Origin of the sequence: Saccharothrix sp. AJ9571, from assembly GCF_021725495.1 — a bacterium.
Lineage (GTDB): Bacteria > Actinomycetota > Actinomycetes > Mycobacteriales > Pseudonocardiaceae > Amycolatopsis > Amycolatopsis magusensis.
On the sequence record NZ_CP091382.1, the window covers coordinates 4339661 to 4354894 of the forward strand.

13 protein-coding genes and 1 riboswitch are annotated in these 15234 nt (G+C 70.2%); of the genes, 11 read left to right on the forward strand and 2 right to left on the reverse strand.

What is annotated here, in order from left to right; all coding sequences use genetic code 11:
* Positions 1-154: 154 nt before the first annotated feature.
* The 10 genes from L3Q67_RS19950 (at position 155) to L3Q67_RS19995 (ending at position 12358) form a co-directional block, all read left to right on the forward strand.
* Positions 155-805, forward strand: a complete 651-nt coding sequence (locus L3Q67_RS19950) for a gamma-glutamyl-gamma-aminobutyrate hydrolase family protein (RefSeq protein WP_499190914.1) — start codon at positions 155-157, stop codon at positions 803-805.
* Positions 802-2172, forward strand: a complete 1371-nt coding sequence (locus tag L3Q67_RS19955) for an aldehyde dehydrogenase family protein (protein WP_499190915.1) — start codon at positions 802-804, stop codon at positions 2170-2172. Before L3Q67_RS19950 ends, L3Q67_RS19955 begins: the two co-directional genes overlap by 4 nt.
* Positions 2173-2937, forward strand: coding sequence for an SDR family oxidoreductase (locus tag L3Q67_RS19960; RefSeq protein WP_499190916.1), 765 nt, complete (start codon positions 2173-2175; stop codon positions 2935-2937).
* Positions 2938-3368: 431 nt separating this feature from the next.
* Positions 3369-3472: riboswitch (glycine riboswitch) on the forward strand.
* Positions 3473-3577: 105 nt separating this feature from the next.
* Positions 3578-6355, forward strand: a complete 2778-nt coding sequence (gene gcvP, locus L3Q67_RS19965) for an aminomethyl-transferring glycine dehydrogenase (protein WP_499191590.1) — start codon at positions 3578-3580, stop codon at positions 6353-6355.
* Positions 6356-6358: 3 nt separating this feature from the next.
* Positions 6359-7447, forward strand: a complete 1089-nt coding sequence (gcvT, locus tag L3Q67_RS19970) for a glycine cleavage system aminomethyltransferase GcvT (protein WP_499190917.1) — start codon at positions 6359-6361, stop codon at positions 7445-7447.
* A 55-nt stretch (positions 7448-7502) separates the two neighbouring features.
* Complete coding sequence (gene gcvH, locus L3Q67_RS19975; RefSeq protein WP_499190918.1) at positions 7503-7880, forward strand: glycine cleavage system protein H; 378 nt, start codon at positions 7503-7505, stop codon at positions 7878-7880.
* Between the two features lie 2 nt (positions 7881-7882).
* On the forward strand, positions 7883-9154 hold the full coding sequence (gene glyA, locus L3Q67_RS19980) for a serine hydroxymethyltransferase (protein WP_423583351.1): 1272 nt from the start codon (positions 7883-7885) through the stop codon (positions 9152-9154).
* Positions 9151-10149 (forward strand): lipoyl synthase, encoded by a 999-nt coding sequence (gene lipA, locus L3Q67_RS19985; RefSeq protein WP_499190919.1) that lies wholly within the window; start codon positions 9151-9153, stop codon positions 10147-10149. Before glyA ends, lipA begins: the two co-directional genes overlap by 4 nt.
* Positions 10150-10163: 14 nt before the next feature.
* Positions 10164-11537, forward strand: coding sequence for a serine dehydratase alpha family protein (locus L3Q67_RS19990; RefSeq protein ID WP_499190920.1), 1374 nt, complete (start codon positions 10164-10166; stop codon positions 11535-11537).
* A gap of 86 nt (positions 11538-11623) precedes the next feature.
* Positions 11624-12358: a FadR/GntR family transcriptional regulator gene (locus L3Q67_RS19995; protein WP_499190921.1), complete on the forward strand. Its 735-nt coding sequence runs from the start codon at positions 11624-11626 to the stop codon at positions 12356-12358.
* A gap of 6 nt (positions 12359-12364) precedes the next feature.
* Here L3Q67_RS19995 and L3Q67_RS20000 read toward each other — a convergent pair whose 3' ends face one another.
* Entirely contained in the window at positions 12365-12604 is a 240-nt protein-coding gene (locus L3Q67_RS20000; protein ID WP_209669729.1) for a hypothetical protein, read from the reverse strand.
* A 172-nt stretch (positions 12605-12776) separates the two neighbouring features.
* Between L3Q67_RS20000 and L3Q67_RS20005 the strand changes: the two genes are divergently transcribed.
* Positions 12777-14582 (forward strand): transglycosylase domain-containing protein, encoded by a 1806-nt coding sequence (locus tag L3Q67_RS20005; RefSeq protein ID WP_499190922.1) that lies wholly within the window; start codon positions 12777-12779, stop codon positions 14580-14582.
* On the opposite strand, the gene L3Q67_RS20010 is transcribed toward L3Q67_RS20005, so the two are convergent.
* Entirely contained in the window at positions 14572-15228 is a 657-nt protein-coding gene (locus L3Q67_RS20010; RefSeq protein ID WP_499190923.1) for an O-methyltransferase, read from the reverse strand. The genes L3Q67_RS20005 and L3Q67_RS20010 overlap by 11 nt on opposite strands.
* Between the last annotated feature and the right edge of the window lie 6 nt (positions 15229-15234).

Consider the following 15234-nt stretch of genomic DNA (forward strand, 5'->3'; position numbering starts at 1 on the left):
CACGGGCGAATCGGCCGAGTACGGCCAGTACGAGGCCGAATCGCCCGCACCGCCAGGAACCACCTGGATCACGAAGCCCATCGACCAGACTCACCGGACAGCGCCTAAGCCGCTCATCGGCCTCACCACCTACCTCGAACGGACCTCGTTCGGGGTGTGGGAGACCGAGGCCGCGGTCCTGCACGGCGGGTACGTCGAGGCGGTGACGCGGGCGGGCGGGGTGCCGCTGCTGCTGCCACCGGTCGGCTTCGGGCACGCCGAACTGGCGTCGGCGCTGGACGGGCTGGTGCTCGTCGGCGGCGCCGACATCGAGCCGTCGCGATACGGGCAGGAACCCCACCCGGCCACGGTGACCCGGCCCGCGCGCGACGAGTTCGAGTTCGCCCTGCTGGACCGCGCGCTCGCGGCGGGCCTGCCGGTGCTGGGTGTGTGCCGCGGCATGGAGGTGCTCAACGTGGCCTTCGGTGGCACGCTCACCCAGCACCTGCCCGACCGGCTCGGCTCCACCGAGCACCAGCCCGCCGTGGCCACCTTCGGCCTGACCGACGTGCGGCTCGCCGAGGGTAGCCGGGCGGCCGCGATCCTCGGCGAGCAGACGAAGTGCCGGTGTTACCACCACCAGGCGGTGGAAGAACTGGGCGAGGGACTTCAGGCCGTGGGCTGGGCGGCCGACGGGACCATCGAGGCGGTCGAGGTGCCGGGCGAGCGGTTCGTGCTCGGCGTGCAGTGGCACCCGGAACAGGACCTGGACGACTTCCGGCTGTTCGCCGCGCTGGTCGCGGAGGCGGGGAAAGGGAAGGCATGAGCACCACATTCGAGGTCATCAACCCGGCGACCGAGGAGACCGTGCGGTCGGTAGAGCTGACGTCGGCCGAAGAGACCGACGCGGCGATCCGGCGGGCGCACGCCGCGTTGCCCGCGTGGCAGGCGGTGGCGCCGGGTGACCGCGCGCGGCTCCTGCGCCGGTTCGCCGACGCGGTGGACGACGACCGCGAGCACCTGGCGCAGCTGGAAGTGGTCAACTCCGGCCACACCATCGGCAACGCGCGCTGGGAGGCTGGCAACGTCCGCGACGTGCTGCACTACTACTCGGCCGCGCCGGAACGCCTGATCGGCAAGCAGATCCCGGTGCCGGGTGGGCTGAACGTGACCTTCCAGGAGCCGCTCGGCGTGGTCGGCGTGATCGTGCCGTGGAACTTCCCGATGCCGATCGCGGGCTGGGGCTTCGCGCCCGCGCTGGCCGCGGGCAACACCGTGGTGCTCAAGCCGGCCGAGCTGACCCCGCTGACCGCGCTCCGGCTGGCCGAGCTGGCCCGCGCCGCGGGCATCCCCGAGGGCGTCTTCCAGGTGCTGCCGGGCAAGGGGCCGGTGGTGGGGCAGCGGTTCGTCGACCACCCGCTGGTGCGCAAGGTGGTCTTCACCGGGTCCACGGAGGTCGGCAAGCAGATCATGGCGGGCTGCGCGGCCCAGGTGAAGCGGGTGACGCTGGAGCTGGGCGGCAAGAACGCGAACCTGGTCTTCGCCGACGCCGACCTGGAGAAGGCCGCGGCGACCGCGCCCTACGGCGTGTTCGACAACGCCGGGCAGGACTGCTGCGCGCGTTCGCTGATCCTGGTGCAGTCGTCGGTGTACGAGAGGTTCATGGAGCTGCTGGAGCCCGCGGTGCGCGGCGTGGTGGTCGGCGACCCGGCCGCCGAGGCGACCGAGATGGGACCGCTGATCTCCGCGCGGCACCTGGCCAAGGTCTCGTCCTATGTGGACGGCGACGCGCCGGTGGCCTTCCGCGGCAGCGCGCCGGAGGGCGCGGGGTACTGGTTCCCGCCGACCGTGGTCACCCCGCCGGACCTGCGGCACCCGCTGGCCAGCGAGGAGATCTTCGGTCCGGTGGTGGCCGTGGTGCCGTTCGACGACGAAGCGGACGCGGTGAAACTGGCCAATCACACCGAGTACGGGCTCTCGGGCTCGATCTGGACCAGGGACGTCGGCCGCGCGCTGCGGGTGTCGCGCGGGGTGGAAGCCGGGAACCTCTCGGTCAACTCGCACTCCTCGGTGCGCTACTGGACGCCGTTCGGCGGCTTCAAGCAGTCCGGCCTCGGCCGGGAGCTGGGTCCCGACGCGGTGGACGCCTTCACCGAGACCAAGAACGTGTTCATTTCGACCGAGGAGGGCTAGATGCAGCGATTCGACGGACGCGTGGTGACGATCACCGGCGGCAGCAGCGGGATCGGGCTGGCCACGGCCCGGCGGCTCGCCGAAGAGGGCGCCAAGGTGATCATCGCCGACGTCGCCGAGGCCGCAGGGAAGGCCGTCGCGGACGAGGTCGGCGGGCTGTTCGTGCGGACCGACGTGACCGACGAGGAGCAGGTCAAGGCCCTGTTCCAGACCGCGGTCGACGAGTACGGCTCACTGGACGTGGCTTTCAACAACGCCGGCATCTCACCGCCGGAGGACGACTCGATCCTGACCACCGGCATCAAGGCGTGGGAGAGGGTGCAGCGGGTCAACCTGACCTCGGTGTACCTGTGCTGCAAGTACGCGATCCCGCACATGCAGGCGCAGGGCAAGGGCTCGATCGTGAACACCGCGTCGTTCGTGGCCGTGATGGGCGCGGCGACCTCGCAGATCTCCTACAGCGCGTCCAAGGGTGGCGTGCTGTCGATGACCCGGGAACTGGGCGTGCAGTTCGCCCGCGAAGGCATCCGGATCAACGCGCTGTGCCCGGGACCGGTGAACACCCCGCTGCTCAAGGAGCTGTTCGCCAAGGACCCGGAGCGCGCCGCGCGGCGGCTGGTGCACGTGCCGCTCGGCCGGTTCGCCGAACCGGAGGAACTGGCGGCGGCCGTCGCGTTCCTGGCCAGTGACGACGCGTCGTTCATCACGGCCTCTCAGTTCCTGGTGGACGGTGGCATCTCGGGCGCCTACGTCACCCCTCTGTAACCCTGCGCGCACTGACCGCAGCCGGTCGCCCAGGTGCCTCCGCGAACGCTATGAGTGGGGCATTACTAGCGTTGGATGCAAGTAATGCCCCACTCATAGCGTTCTCGCCTTGGCTGGCTGAGGCCCTGACTGTGGGACTCGGCTGCACGAACGTGGGGTTCGGCTGCCTGAACGTGGAACTCGGCTGCGGGAACGTGGGACTCGGCTGGGCGGTGACTGCGTGCGTCGCCCGGCTGTGAGCTACTGAACACAGGTGGACGGGGCGGTGCGCGACGCCGTACGGTACTCGCGAGGCGAAAACTTCATATCGGGCTGACACGAGCCGGAGCGGGAGAGTTCTCGCCGCGCGAGCAAGCGAACAAGCGAGCGCGGAACGAGGCACCGAAGGAGCAAACTCCCCAGCAATCTCTCAGGTAGCACACCGCTTCAGGCCAGGCCACTCTGGAAAGCAGGCGCATCCGCGCGCCTCACCCAAGGTGAAAGCCGCGCTCGAGCGCGCGGTGAAACTCTCAGGTGCCATGACAGAGGGGGAGTTCCCAGCAGTGGGTCCCCATGCCCATGCCCGACGCGAGGAGCTCCAGTGAGCAGCAGCCCGTTCGCCGCCCGCCACATCGGTCCAGGTGATCCCGAGCAGGCCAAGATGCTGGCCGAATGCGGCTACGGCAGCCTCGAGGCGCTGGTCGAAGCTGCGGTGCCGAGCGCCATCCGGCTCACCACCGGGCTGGACCTGCCGGAGCCGGCGTCGGAGACCGAGGCCACCGCGGAGCTGCGCCGCCTCGCCGCCCGCAACCGGCCGATGACGCAGATGATCGGCCTGGGCTTCCACGACACCATCACCCCGCCGGTGATCCGCCGCAACGTGCTGGAGAGCCCGGCCTGGTACACCGCCTACACCCCGTACCAGCCGGAGATCTCGCAGGGCCGCCTCGAAGCACTGCTCAACTTCCAGACCATGGTCGCCGACCTGACCGGCTTGACCACCGCCAACGCCTCGCTGCTGGACGAGTCGACCGCGGTGGCCGAGGCGGTCATGCTGATGCGCCGCCAGTCGAAGGCCAAGTCGCAGACCGTGGTCCTCGACGCGGAGACCATGCCGCAAACGATTGCGGTGGTCCGCACCCGAGCCGAGGCGCTCGGCATCGACCTCGACGTCCGTGACCTCTCGGCGGGGCTGCCCGAGGAGTTCTTCGGCGTGGTCGTGCAGTACCCGGGCGCTTCGGGCGTGCTCCGGGAAAAGGGCTTCTACCAGCGCATTTCCGAGGCCACGAAGGCCGCTGGTGCGCTGTACACCGTCGCCGCGGACCTGCTCGCGCTGACCCTGGTCGAGGCGCCGGGTGAGTTCGGCGCCGACATCGCCGCGGGCACCACGCAGCGCTTCGGCCTGCCGCTGGGCTTCGGCGGCCCGCACGCCGGCTACATGGCCGTGCGCGCCGGGCTGGAGCGCTCGCTGCCGGGTCGTCTGGTCGGCGTTTCGGTGGACGCCGACGGCGCGCCCGCCTACCGCCTCGCGCTGCAGACCCGTGAGCAGCACATCCGCCGCGAGAAGGCCACCTCGAACATCTGCACCGCGCAGGTGCTGCCCGCGGTCCTGGCCGCGATGTACGCGGTCTACCACGGCCCGGACGGGCTGAAGCGGATCGCCGAGCGGGTCCACTCGCTGGCCACCGGCCTCGCCACCGCCCTGCGCGACGGCGGCGTCGAGGTCGTGCACGAGAACTACTTCGACACCCTGCTGGTGCGCGTGCCGGGCAAGGCGGAGCAGATCATCAGCGACGCCCGCCGGTTCGGCGTGAACCTGGGCCGCGTGGACGCCGACCACGTCCGCATCGCCTGCGACGAGGTCACCGCGACCGACACGCTGCACCGCGTGCTGCTCGCCTTCGAGCTGGAGGCCAACGCGAAGCCGGGTGAGACCACCGTGCTGCCCGGTGACCTGGCGCGCTCGACCGACTACCTGTCGCACGAGGTGTTCCACACGCACCGCTCCGAAACGGCGATGCTGCGGTACCTGCGTTACCTGTCCGATCAGGACTACGCGCTCGACCGCGGCATGATCCCGCTCGGTTCCTGCACGATGAAGCTCAACGCCACGGCCGAGATGGAGCCGATCAGCTGGCCGGAGTTCGCCGGGCTGCACCCGTTCGCCCCGGTCGAGGACAGCGCGGGCTACCGCGCGCTGGTGGAGCAGCTGTCCGGCTGGCTCGCCGAGGTCACCGGCTACGACACCGTCTCGCTGCAGCCGAACGCGGGCAGCCAGGGCGAGTTCGCCGGCCTGCTGGCGATCACCGCTTACCACCGCGCGAACGGGCAGCCGGAGCGCGAGGTCTGCCTCATCCCGTCGTCGGCGCACGGCACCAACGCGGCTTCGGCGGTGATGGCCGGGATGCGCGTGGTGGTCGTCGCCTGCACCTCCGACGGTGACGTCGACCTGGCGGACCTGCGCAAGAAGGCCGAGGAGCACAAGGACACCCTCGCCGCGATCATGATCACCTACCCGTCCACGCACGGGGTCTACGAGCACGGCATCGAAGAGATCGCCTCGATCGTGCACGAGCACGGCGGCCAGGTCTACGTCGACGGCGCGAACCTCAACGCGCTGCTCGGGCTGGCCAAGCCGGGCAAGTTCGGCGGCGACGTCTCGCACCTGAACCTGCACAAGACGTTCTGCATCCCGCACGGTGGTGGTGGCCCCGGCGTCGGCCCGGTGGCGGTGCGCTCGCACCTGGCGCCGTACCTGCCGAACCACCCGCTCGACGGCGGCGCGGGCCCGGAGACCGGCGTCGGCCCGATCTCCGCGGCGCCCTACGGCTCGGCCTCGATCCTGCCGATCTCCTGGGCCTACGTGCGGATGATGGGCGCCGAAGGGCTGACGAACGCGACCAAGGTGGCCGTGCTGGCCGCCAACTACGTCGCCGCCCGCCTGCGCGCCCACTACCCGGTGCTCTACGCCGGTCAGTCCGGCCTGGTCGCGCACGAGTGCATCCTGGACCTGCGCGGGATCACCAAGGAGACCGGCGTGACCGTGGACGACGTGGCCAAGCGCCTGGTCGACTACGGGTTCCACGCGCCGACGATGTCGTTCCCGGTGGCGGGCACGCTGATGGTCGAGCCCACCGAGAGCGAGGACCTGGCCGAGCTGGACCGCTTCTGCGACGCGATGATCGCCATCCGCGCGGAGATCACCGCGGTCGCCGAAGGTCGCTGGGCCGTCGAGCAGAGCCCGCTGCGCAACGCCCCGCACACCGCCGAGGTGCTGACCGGGGACTGGGACCTGCCGTACGACCGCAAGCTCGCGGTCTACCCGGCCGGGGTGAAGGCGAAGGGCAAGTACTGGCCACCGGTGCGGCGCATCGACGGCGCCCGCGGCGACCGCAACCTCGTCTGCTCCTGCCCGCCCCTCTCTTCCTACGAAGGCTGAACCGTGACCACGAAATCCCCCCTGCACGAAGTCCACTCCGGACTCGGCGCCTCGTTCACCGACTTCGCCGGCTGGTCGATGCCGGTGCGCTACGCCAGCGAACTGGCCGAGCACAAGGCCGTGCGCGAGGCGGCGGGCCTGTTCGACCTCTCGCACATGGCGGAGATCGAGCTGACCGGGCCGGAGGCCGCCCGTGCGCTCGACCACGCGCTGGTCGGCAAGCTGTCCGCGGTTTCGGTCGGCCGGGCGCGCTACACCATGCTGTGCGCGGAATCCGGCGGGGTGCTGGACGATCTGGTCGTCTACCGCCTGGCCGAGGAGAAGTACCTGGTGGTGGCGAACGCGGGCAACGCCGCGGTGGTCGCCGAAGCGCTGCGCGAGCGGGCTCAGGGCTTCGACACGCAGGTGACCGACCGGTCGGCCGAGGTCGCGCTGATCGCCGTCCAGGGCCCGGCCTCGCCCGCCATCGTCGGTGCGGTGTGCGACGCGGACCTGTCCGCGCTGAAGTACTACGCCTCGGTGCCGACCACGGTCGGCGGCCACGACGTGCTCCTGGCCCGCACCGGCTACACCGGGGAAGACGGCTTCGAGCTGTACGTCGACGCGGCCGTCGCCCCGGAGATCTGGCAGACGCTGACCGAGGCCGGGCAGCCGCACGGCCTGGTACCCGCCGGGCTCGCCTGCCGGGACACGCTCCGCCTGGAAGCCGGGATGCCGTTGTACGGCAACGAACTCAGCGCCGAGCTGACCCCGTTCGAGGCAGGGTTGGGCCGCGTGGTCAAGTTCGACAAGGACGAGGACTTCGTCGGCAAGGCGGCGCTGGCGAAGCGCCGTGACACCGAGGCCGAGCGCGTGCTCGTCGGCCTGACCGGCTCGGGTCGCCGCGCGCCCCGGCACGGCTACCCGGTCCTGGACGGGGGAACGGTGGTCGGCGAGATCACCAGCGGCGCCCTGTCACCCACTCTGGGGTATCCCATCGCGATGGCGTATGTGCCGCCGGGACTGTCGGACCCGGGTGCCAAACTCTCCGTCGACATCCGAGGCCGCGTCGAACCCGTCGAGGTCGTCGCCCTGCCGTTCTACCAGCGCTGAGACACTGCTCGGGGGACAACCCCCGGCCCCCGAAACGCCAAAGGACTTCACACCCATGACCATCCCCCAGGAACTTCGCTACACCGCCGAACACGAATGGATCCGCGAGGAGGACGGGGTGTCCACTGTGGGCATCACTGCCTTCGCCGCCGAATCCCTCGGTGACGTCGTCTACGTGCAGCTGCCCGAGGTCGGCTCCACGCTGACCGCCGGTTCACCGTGCGGCGAGATCGAGTCCACGAAGTCGGTCAGCGAGCTGTTCGCCCCGGCGACCGGCGAGGTCGTCGAGATCAACGGCGCCGTGGCCGAGGAGCCCGAGCTGATCAACTCCGACCCGTACGGCAAGGGCTGGCTCTTCCGCGTGCGCGCCGCCGAGCTGCCCGAGCTGCTCGACGCCGACCGCTACCGCGAGCTGACCAGCGAGGAGGCGTGAGCATGGGCACCTTCGACGCTGACCTGTCCACTGTGGACCCGGAGGTGGCCGCCGCGGTCGCCGACGAGCTGCACCGCCAGCAGTCCACCCTGGAGATGATCGCCTCCGAGAACTTCGCGCCGCAGGGCGTGCTCGAAGCGCAGGGCTCGGTGCTGACCAACAAGTACGCCGAGGGCTACCCCGGCCGCCGCTACTACGGTGGCTGCGAGCACGTCGACGTGATCGAGCAGCTGGCGATCGACCGGGCGAAGGCGCTGTTCGGCGCCGAGTTCGCCAACGTGCAGCCGCATTCGGGCGCGCAGGCGAACGCCGCCGCGATGGCCGCGGTGCTCAGCCCCGGCGACACCATCCTCGGCCTGGACCTGGCGCACGGCGGGCACCTGACGCACGGCATGAAGCTGAACTTCTCCGGCAAGCTGTACAACGTGGTGGCCTACCACGTCGACCAGGAAACCGGCATCGTGGACATGGCCGAGGTCGAGCGCCTGGCCACCGAGAGCAAGCCGAAGCTGATCATCGCGGGCTGGTCGGCCTACCCGCGTCAGCTGGACTTCGCCGAGTTCCGCCGCATCGCGGACAAGGTGGACGCGAAGCTGATGGTGGACATGGCGCACTTCGCCGGCCTGGTCGCGGCGGGGCTGCACCCGAGCCCGGTGCCGCACGCCGACATCGTCACCACGACCACGCACAAGACCCTCGGCGGGCCGCGCGGCGGGCTGATCTTCGCCAAGCAGGAGCTGGCGAAGAAGATCAACTCCGCGGTGTTCCCCGGCCAGCAGGGCGGGCCCCTGGAGCACGTGATCGCCGCGAAGGCGGTGGCGCTGAAGATCGCCGCGAGCGAGGAGTTCGCCGAGCGGCAGCGCCGCGTGCTCGAAGGCGCGAAGATCCTGGCGGACCGGCTCTCGCAGGCCGACTGCGCCGAGGCGGGCGTGCGCGTGCTCACCGGCGGCACCGAGGTGCACCTGGTGCTGGTCGACCTGGTCAAGTCCACTTTGGACGGCAAGCAGGCGGAGGACCGGCTGCACTCGGTGGGCATCACGGTCAACCGCAACGCGGTGCCGTTCGACCCGCGGCCGCCGATGATCACCTCCGGGCTGCGCATCGGCACCCCGGCGCTGGCCACCCGCGGGTTCACCGCCGAAGACTTCGCCGAGGTCGCCGACGTGATCGCCACCGCGCTGCGGCCGGACTTCGACGCCGCGGCCGAGCAGTCGCTGCGGGCCAGGGTCGAACTGCTGGCCAAGAAGCACCCGTTGTACGCGGACCTGGGATGACCGCCCCGGATGGTCGGAAGCTGTTGCGGCTCGAGGTTCGCAACAGTCAGACGCCGATCGAGAAGAAGCCGTCGTGGATCAAGACGCGGGCGCGGATGGGTCCGGAGTTCACCGAGTTGAAGGGCTTGGTGCGCCGGGAGGGTCTGCACACCGTCTGTGAGGAGGCGGGTTGTCCCAATATCTATGAGTGTTGGGAGGACCGTGAGGCGACGTTTTTGATCGGTGGGGATCAGTGCACGCGGCGGTGTGATTTCTGTCAGATCGACACGGGTCGCCCGGCGGAGCTGGACCGTACCGAGCCGCGCAAGGTGGCCGAGTCGGTGCAGGCGATGGGGTTGCGTTACTCCACGGTGACCGGTGTCGCTCGTGATGATCTGCCTGATGGTGGTGCGTGGTTGTATGCCGAGACCGTGCGTCAGATCCATGCGTTGAATCCGGGTACTGGGGTGGAGTTGCTGATCCCGGATTTCAACGCCGACCCTGATCAGCTGGCCGAGGTGTTCGGTTCGCGCCCGGAGGTGCTGGCGCACAATGTGGAGACGGTGCCGCGGATTTTCAAGCGGATCCGTCCGGGTTTCCGGTATGCGCGGTCGCTGGAGGTCATCACCGCTGCCCGTGAGGCGGGTTTGGTGACGAAGTCGAATCTGATCCTGGGCATGGGTGAAACCTTCGAGGAGGTCGCCCCCGCCATGCAGGACCTGGTCGATGCGGGGTGCGAGATCTTGACGATCACCCAGTACCTGCGCCCCTCCCCGCGACACCACCCGGTGGACCGGTGGGTGAAGCTGGAGGAGTTCGTGGAGCACTCGCAGGCCGCGGAGGCGATGGGTTTCGCCGGGGTGATGGCGGGTCCGCTGGTGCGTTCGTCGTATCGGGCCGGGCGGTTGTATGCGCAGACCAAGGCTCATCGTGGTGAGGAGCTGCCGGAGAACCTGGCGCACCTGACCTCGCAGGGCCCCGCGGCGCAGGAGGCCACCAGCCTCCTGAGCCGGTAGAGAAGAGCGGATCAATGGCGATCAGCGTTTTCGACCTGTTTTCCATCGGCATCGGCCCGTCCAGTTCGCACACGGTCGGGCCGATGCGGGCAGCTCTGACCTTTGTGGACGGTCTGGCCGCGGACGGCGGACTCCGCGCGACTGCACGCATCAAGGCGGAGTTGTTCGGCTCGCTCGGTGCCACCGGACACGGGCACGGCAGCGACAAGGCGGTGCTGCTCGGCCTGGCCGGGGAGCGGCCGGAGTCGGTGGACACCGACCGGGTGCCGGAGCTGATCGCGGGCATGCGCGAGCGCGGGCGGATCAACCTGCGCGGCGAGCACGAGATCGCCTTCGACCCGGGCACCGACCTGACCCTGCACCGGCGCAAGTCGCTGCCCGCGCACCCGAACGGCATGACCTTCCAGGCCTTCGGCGCGGACGGCGCGGTGCTGCGGTCGCGGACGTTCTACTCGGTCGGCGGCGGGTTCGTGCGGGACGAGTCGTACGAAAGCGACCACGTGGTCGTCGAGGACAGCACCGAGCTGCCGTACCCGTTCCGCACCGGGGGCGACCTGCTCGCGCACTGCGCCGAAACCGGCCTGCCCGTCAGCGAGATCATGCTGCGCAACGAGCTGGTCTGGCGGACGCGCGAAGAGGTGCGGGCCGGGCTGCTGGAGATCTGGCAGGTGATGGTCGACTGCGTGCGGGCCGGTTGTGAGCACGACGGGGTGCTGCCGGGTGGGCTGAAAGTGCCGCGGCGGGCGCATTCGCTGTCGCAGAAGCTGGCCGCCGAAGACGGCGTCGGCGACGCGTTGTACGCGATGGACTGGGTGAGCCTGTACGCGCTGGCGGTCAACGAGGAGAACGCCTCGGGCGGCCGCGTGGTGACCGCGCCGACGAACGGCGCGGCCGGGATCATCCCCGCGGTGCTGCACTACTACCAGCGGTTCATCAAGGGCGCCGACGACGACGGCATCGTGACGTTCCTGCTGACCGCGGGCGCGCTCGGCTCCATCCTCAAGCAGACCGGTTCGATCTCAGGTGCCGAGGTCGGCTGCCAGGGCGAGGTCGGTTCCGCCTGCGCGATGGCCGCGGCCGGGCTCACCGAAGTGCTCGGCGGCACGCCGGCGCAGGTGGAGAACGCGGCGGAGATCGGCGTGGAGCACCACCTGGGCCTGACCTGCGATCCGGTGGGCGGCCTGGTGCAGATCCCGTGCATCGAACGGAACGCGGTGGGCGCCTCGAAAGCCATCCACGCCGCCAGAATGGCCATGCGCGGCGACGGCAGCCACGTGGTCACCCTGGACAAGGCGATCAAGACCATGCGCGAAACCGGCGCCGACATGAAGATCAAGTACAAGGAAACCGCCCGCGGCGGCCTGGCCGTCAACGTCATCGAATGCTGATGCGCGTGCTTCCCCGCTGAACCCGGTGCTCTTGCGCGGCTATCTACACTCGCGGTGAAAGTCCTGCCCCGGGTGAAGGAGGGTTCGTGAGCGCGCAGCCCGATCGGCCGGTGGTGGTGGCGAGCGCCGGCGACGCGTTGTTCCGGCCGGTCCGGGCGGGCAACGCGTTCGAGGAGACCGTGGAGCGGTTGCTCCAGGCGGTGCGCCTCGGCGTGGTCGGGGCGGGGGAGCGGCTGCCGTCCGAGCGGGAGCTGGCCGAGCGCCTCGGCGTGAGCCGGGTGACTTTGCGGGAGGCGATCCGCGCGCTGGCCGACGCGGGGTACGTGGAATCGCGGCGCGGGCGTTACGGCGGCACCTTCGTCAACGCCAGTTTGCCGACCCCGCGCGGCAAGGGGCGCAAGATCGATCCCGAGCGCATCGACGACACGCTCTGCCTGCGGCACGTGCTCGAAACCGGCGCCGCCGAGATGGCGGCGGCGCGGTCGCTGACCCCCGGCGAGCGACAGCACCTGACCAGCACGCTCGCCGAGACCTCGGCCAGCGACCTGGACGACTACCGCCGCCGCGACTCGCGGTTCCACCTGGCCATCGCCGAGGTGACCGCGGCCAAATCGCTGACCACCGCCGTCGCCGACGTGCGGATGCGGGTCAACCAGCTGCTCGACGAAATCCCGCTGCTCGAACCCAACCTGGAGCATTCCAACGCCCAGCACGAAGCCGTGGTGGAAGCCATTCTCGCCGGTGACCCGGCCATGGCGCGCCGCGCCATGGCCGAGCACATCGAAGGCACCGCGTCATTGTTGCGCGGTTTCCTCAACTGAAGAAAACTACGGCGCGACCTGGATGTAGAGGTCGACCCAGCCGTTGCCCGCGCGGCACTGCGAGTCGTACCATTCGCCGTTGCTGATGCCCTGGTAACCCCGCTGCAGGCAGGAGTACCAGGCGTTTTCGCCGTAGAAGGTGTCGTAGTAGCGCAGCGGAGTGGCCGCCGCGGTGCCCGCCGTAACGGTGCCCGCGGTCAGTGCCAGCGCCAGGATCGCCAGCCCTTTGCCCACCTTTTCACGCATATCTGAAATCACCCCAGAGAATCCCGCGAGCTGCCCTTTCCGGCGTTTTCACCGCAATTCGGCCCGCTCGTCAAAGGATGTCCGTGCACGGTTAATGGGCGGTCCGGGCAAAGCGAACGGGGGCTGAACAACGCCGGACGCAACTCCGGAGCTATTCAAGCGTCCCTTAAACGTGGAAGACGACGAGGTGGAAACCCCGGAACGGCCCACCACGTGGCGGCGGGTCCGGCGCGTGGCCTACGTGGTGTTGTCGCTGGTCATCCTGGTGCCGCTGGCCGCCTTCGTGGTCGCCTACCTGGTGCTGGACGTGCGCAGCCCGCAGGAGGTGCTCGCCGGTCTGGACAAGACCGCCGGGCTGGCCTACACGGACGGCTCCGAGATGATGAAGGTGGTGCCGGAGGACGGCGACCGCCTCTACGTGCGCTACGCCGACGTGCCGCCGAAGCTGCGCGACGCGATCATCGCGGTGGAGGACCCGACCTTCTGGCAGAACGAGGGCTTCGACCCGCTGGGCATCCTGCGTGCCGCGGTCACCGGGGTCGGCGGCGGCTCCGGCATCACCCAGCAGTACATCAAGAACGCCACCGGCGCCGACCAGGCCAGCTACTTCCGCAAGTTCAGCGAACTGGTGCTGTCCACGAAGCTCACCCAGCAGCGCAGCAAGGAGGAAATCTTCGAGAGCTACATCAACATCATTTCCTTCGGCCGCGGCACCTTCGGCCCGGCGTCGGCGGCGAACGCCTACTTCGGCAAGCCGCTCGCGGACCTGGACTGGAGCGAAGCGGCTTTCCTCGCCGGGATGATCCAGTCGCCGTCGGTGCACGACCCGGCGGCGTCGAGCCACGAGCACGCCGCCAAACGCTGGGACTACGTGGCCGAGAAACTGGTCACGCGCGGCTACGTGAGCGAGGCCGAGCGAGCGGAGATGCGGTACCCGGGCGATGCCGTGGTCCCGCCGGCCGAGACCCGCGCGGGCCGCCTGACCTACTCCGAATACCACGTGAAGCGCCGAGTGCTGGCCGAGCTGGAAAGCCACGGTTTCGGCCTCGATCGGCTGCGCCAGGGCGGCCTGCGCATCGAGACCACCTTGGACCGCCAGGCGCAGGCCGACGGCGAGAAGGCCGTCGCGGAGCGACTGGCCGGGCAGCCCAATCACCTGCGTGCCGCGCTGGTCGCCGTCGAACCGGGCAGCGGCGCGATCCGCGCCTACCAGGGCGGGAACTGGGGGGTGCGTGACTACGCCGGGGTGCCGCAGCCGCCCGGCTCGGCGTTCCACCCGTTCGTCGTCGCGGCCGGGTTGCGGCAGGGGGAGAACCTGGACCGGAAGTACCCGGCGCCGGACCGGCTCGACTACGGCGGCCGCGTGGTGAAGAACGAGGCCGGGTGCGGTGCGCCGGAGTGCTCGGTGCGCGACGCCGTCCGCGGCTCGGTGGACACGCCGTTCGTCGAGATGACCAGGCGGTTCGGCGCGATCGCGGTCAGCCAGGCCGCCAGGGACGCCGGCATCCCCGCCGACCTCGACGGCACCCCGACACTGCGGGAACCGGACGGCGTGACGATCGGCCCCGGCATCGCCGTCGGCGCCTACCCCGTGCGCGCGCTCGACCTCGCGTCCGCCTACGGCACCTTCGCCGCGGACGGCCTGCGGACCCAGCCGTACTTCGTGCAGCGGGTCCTCGACGACGAGGGCACGGTGCTCTTCGAACACGAAAACACCGCCACCCCCGCCATCGAACCGCAGGTCGCCGCCGGGGTCACCGAGGCGATGCGCCGCGAGGACGGGGTCGCGAAGGCCGGTTCGCACCGGTTCGGCGAGACCGGCGACAACGCGGGAGCCTGGCTGGCCGGTTACACCGACCGGCTGTCCACAGTGGTCTGGGTGGGCGCCGACGAGGAACGCCGCCTGCGCGACGCCGCCAACAACCGGATCACCGGTGAGACCCTGCCCGCGGACATCTGGCGGGCGTTCAGGAGGTGACCAGCGCGATGGTGAGGCCGTCGTAACCCTTGTCGCCGACGGTCTGCAGGGCCGTGGCGTCCACCCGCGGTTCGTTCGCGATCAGCTCGTGCAGCTTCCGCACGCCCTGCACCGACGGGTCCGTGCTGTCCGCCTGCACGACCGCGCCGCCACGCACCACGTTGTCCACCACGATCACGCTGCCCGGGCGCGAGTATTCGAGCGCCCAGCGGAAGTACTCCGGGTTGTTCACCTTGTCCGCGTCGATGAACGACAGGTCGAACGGGCCCTCCAGATCGGGCAGCGTGTCGAGCGCGGCGCCCACCCGGACCTCCACCCGGTCGGCGAGCCCGGCCGCTTCGATGTTCGCCCGCGCCACCGCGGCGTGCTTCGGCTCGTACTCCAGGGTGATCAGCCTGCCGTCCGCGGGCAGTGCCCTGGCCAGCCAGATCGTGCTGTACCCGCCGAGCGTGCCGACCTCCAGGATCGACTTCGCCCCGGTCAGCTTCGCGAGCAGGTGCAGCAGTTTTCCCTGCAGCGGCGCCACGGCGATCGGCGGCAGCCCGCCGCGCGTGCTGCTCTCCAGGGTCGCGGTCAGCGCCGGGTCCGGCGGGAGCAGGGCGCTGGTGAAGTACTCATCGACGGCGGTCCAAGTCTGCTGGTCCATGCCGCC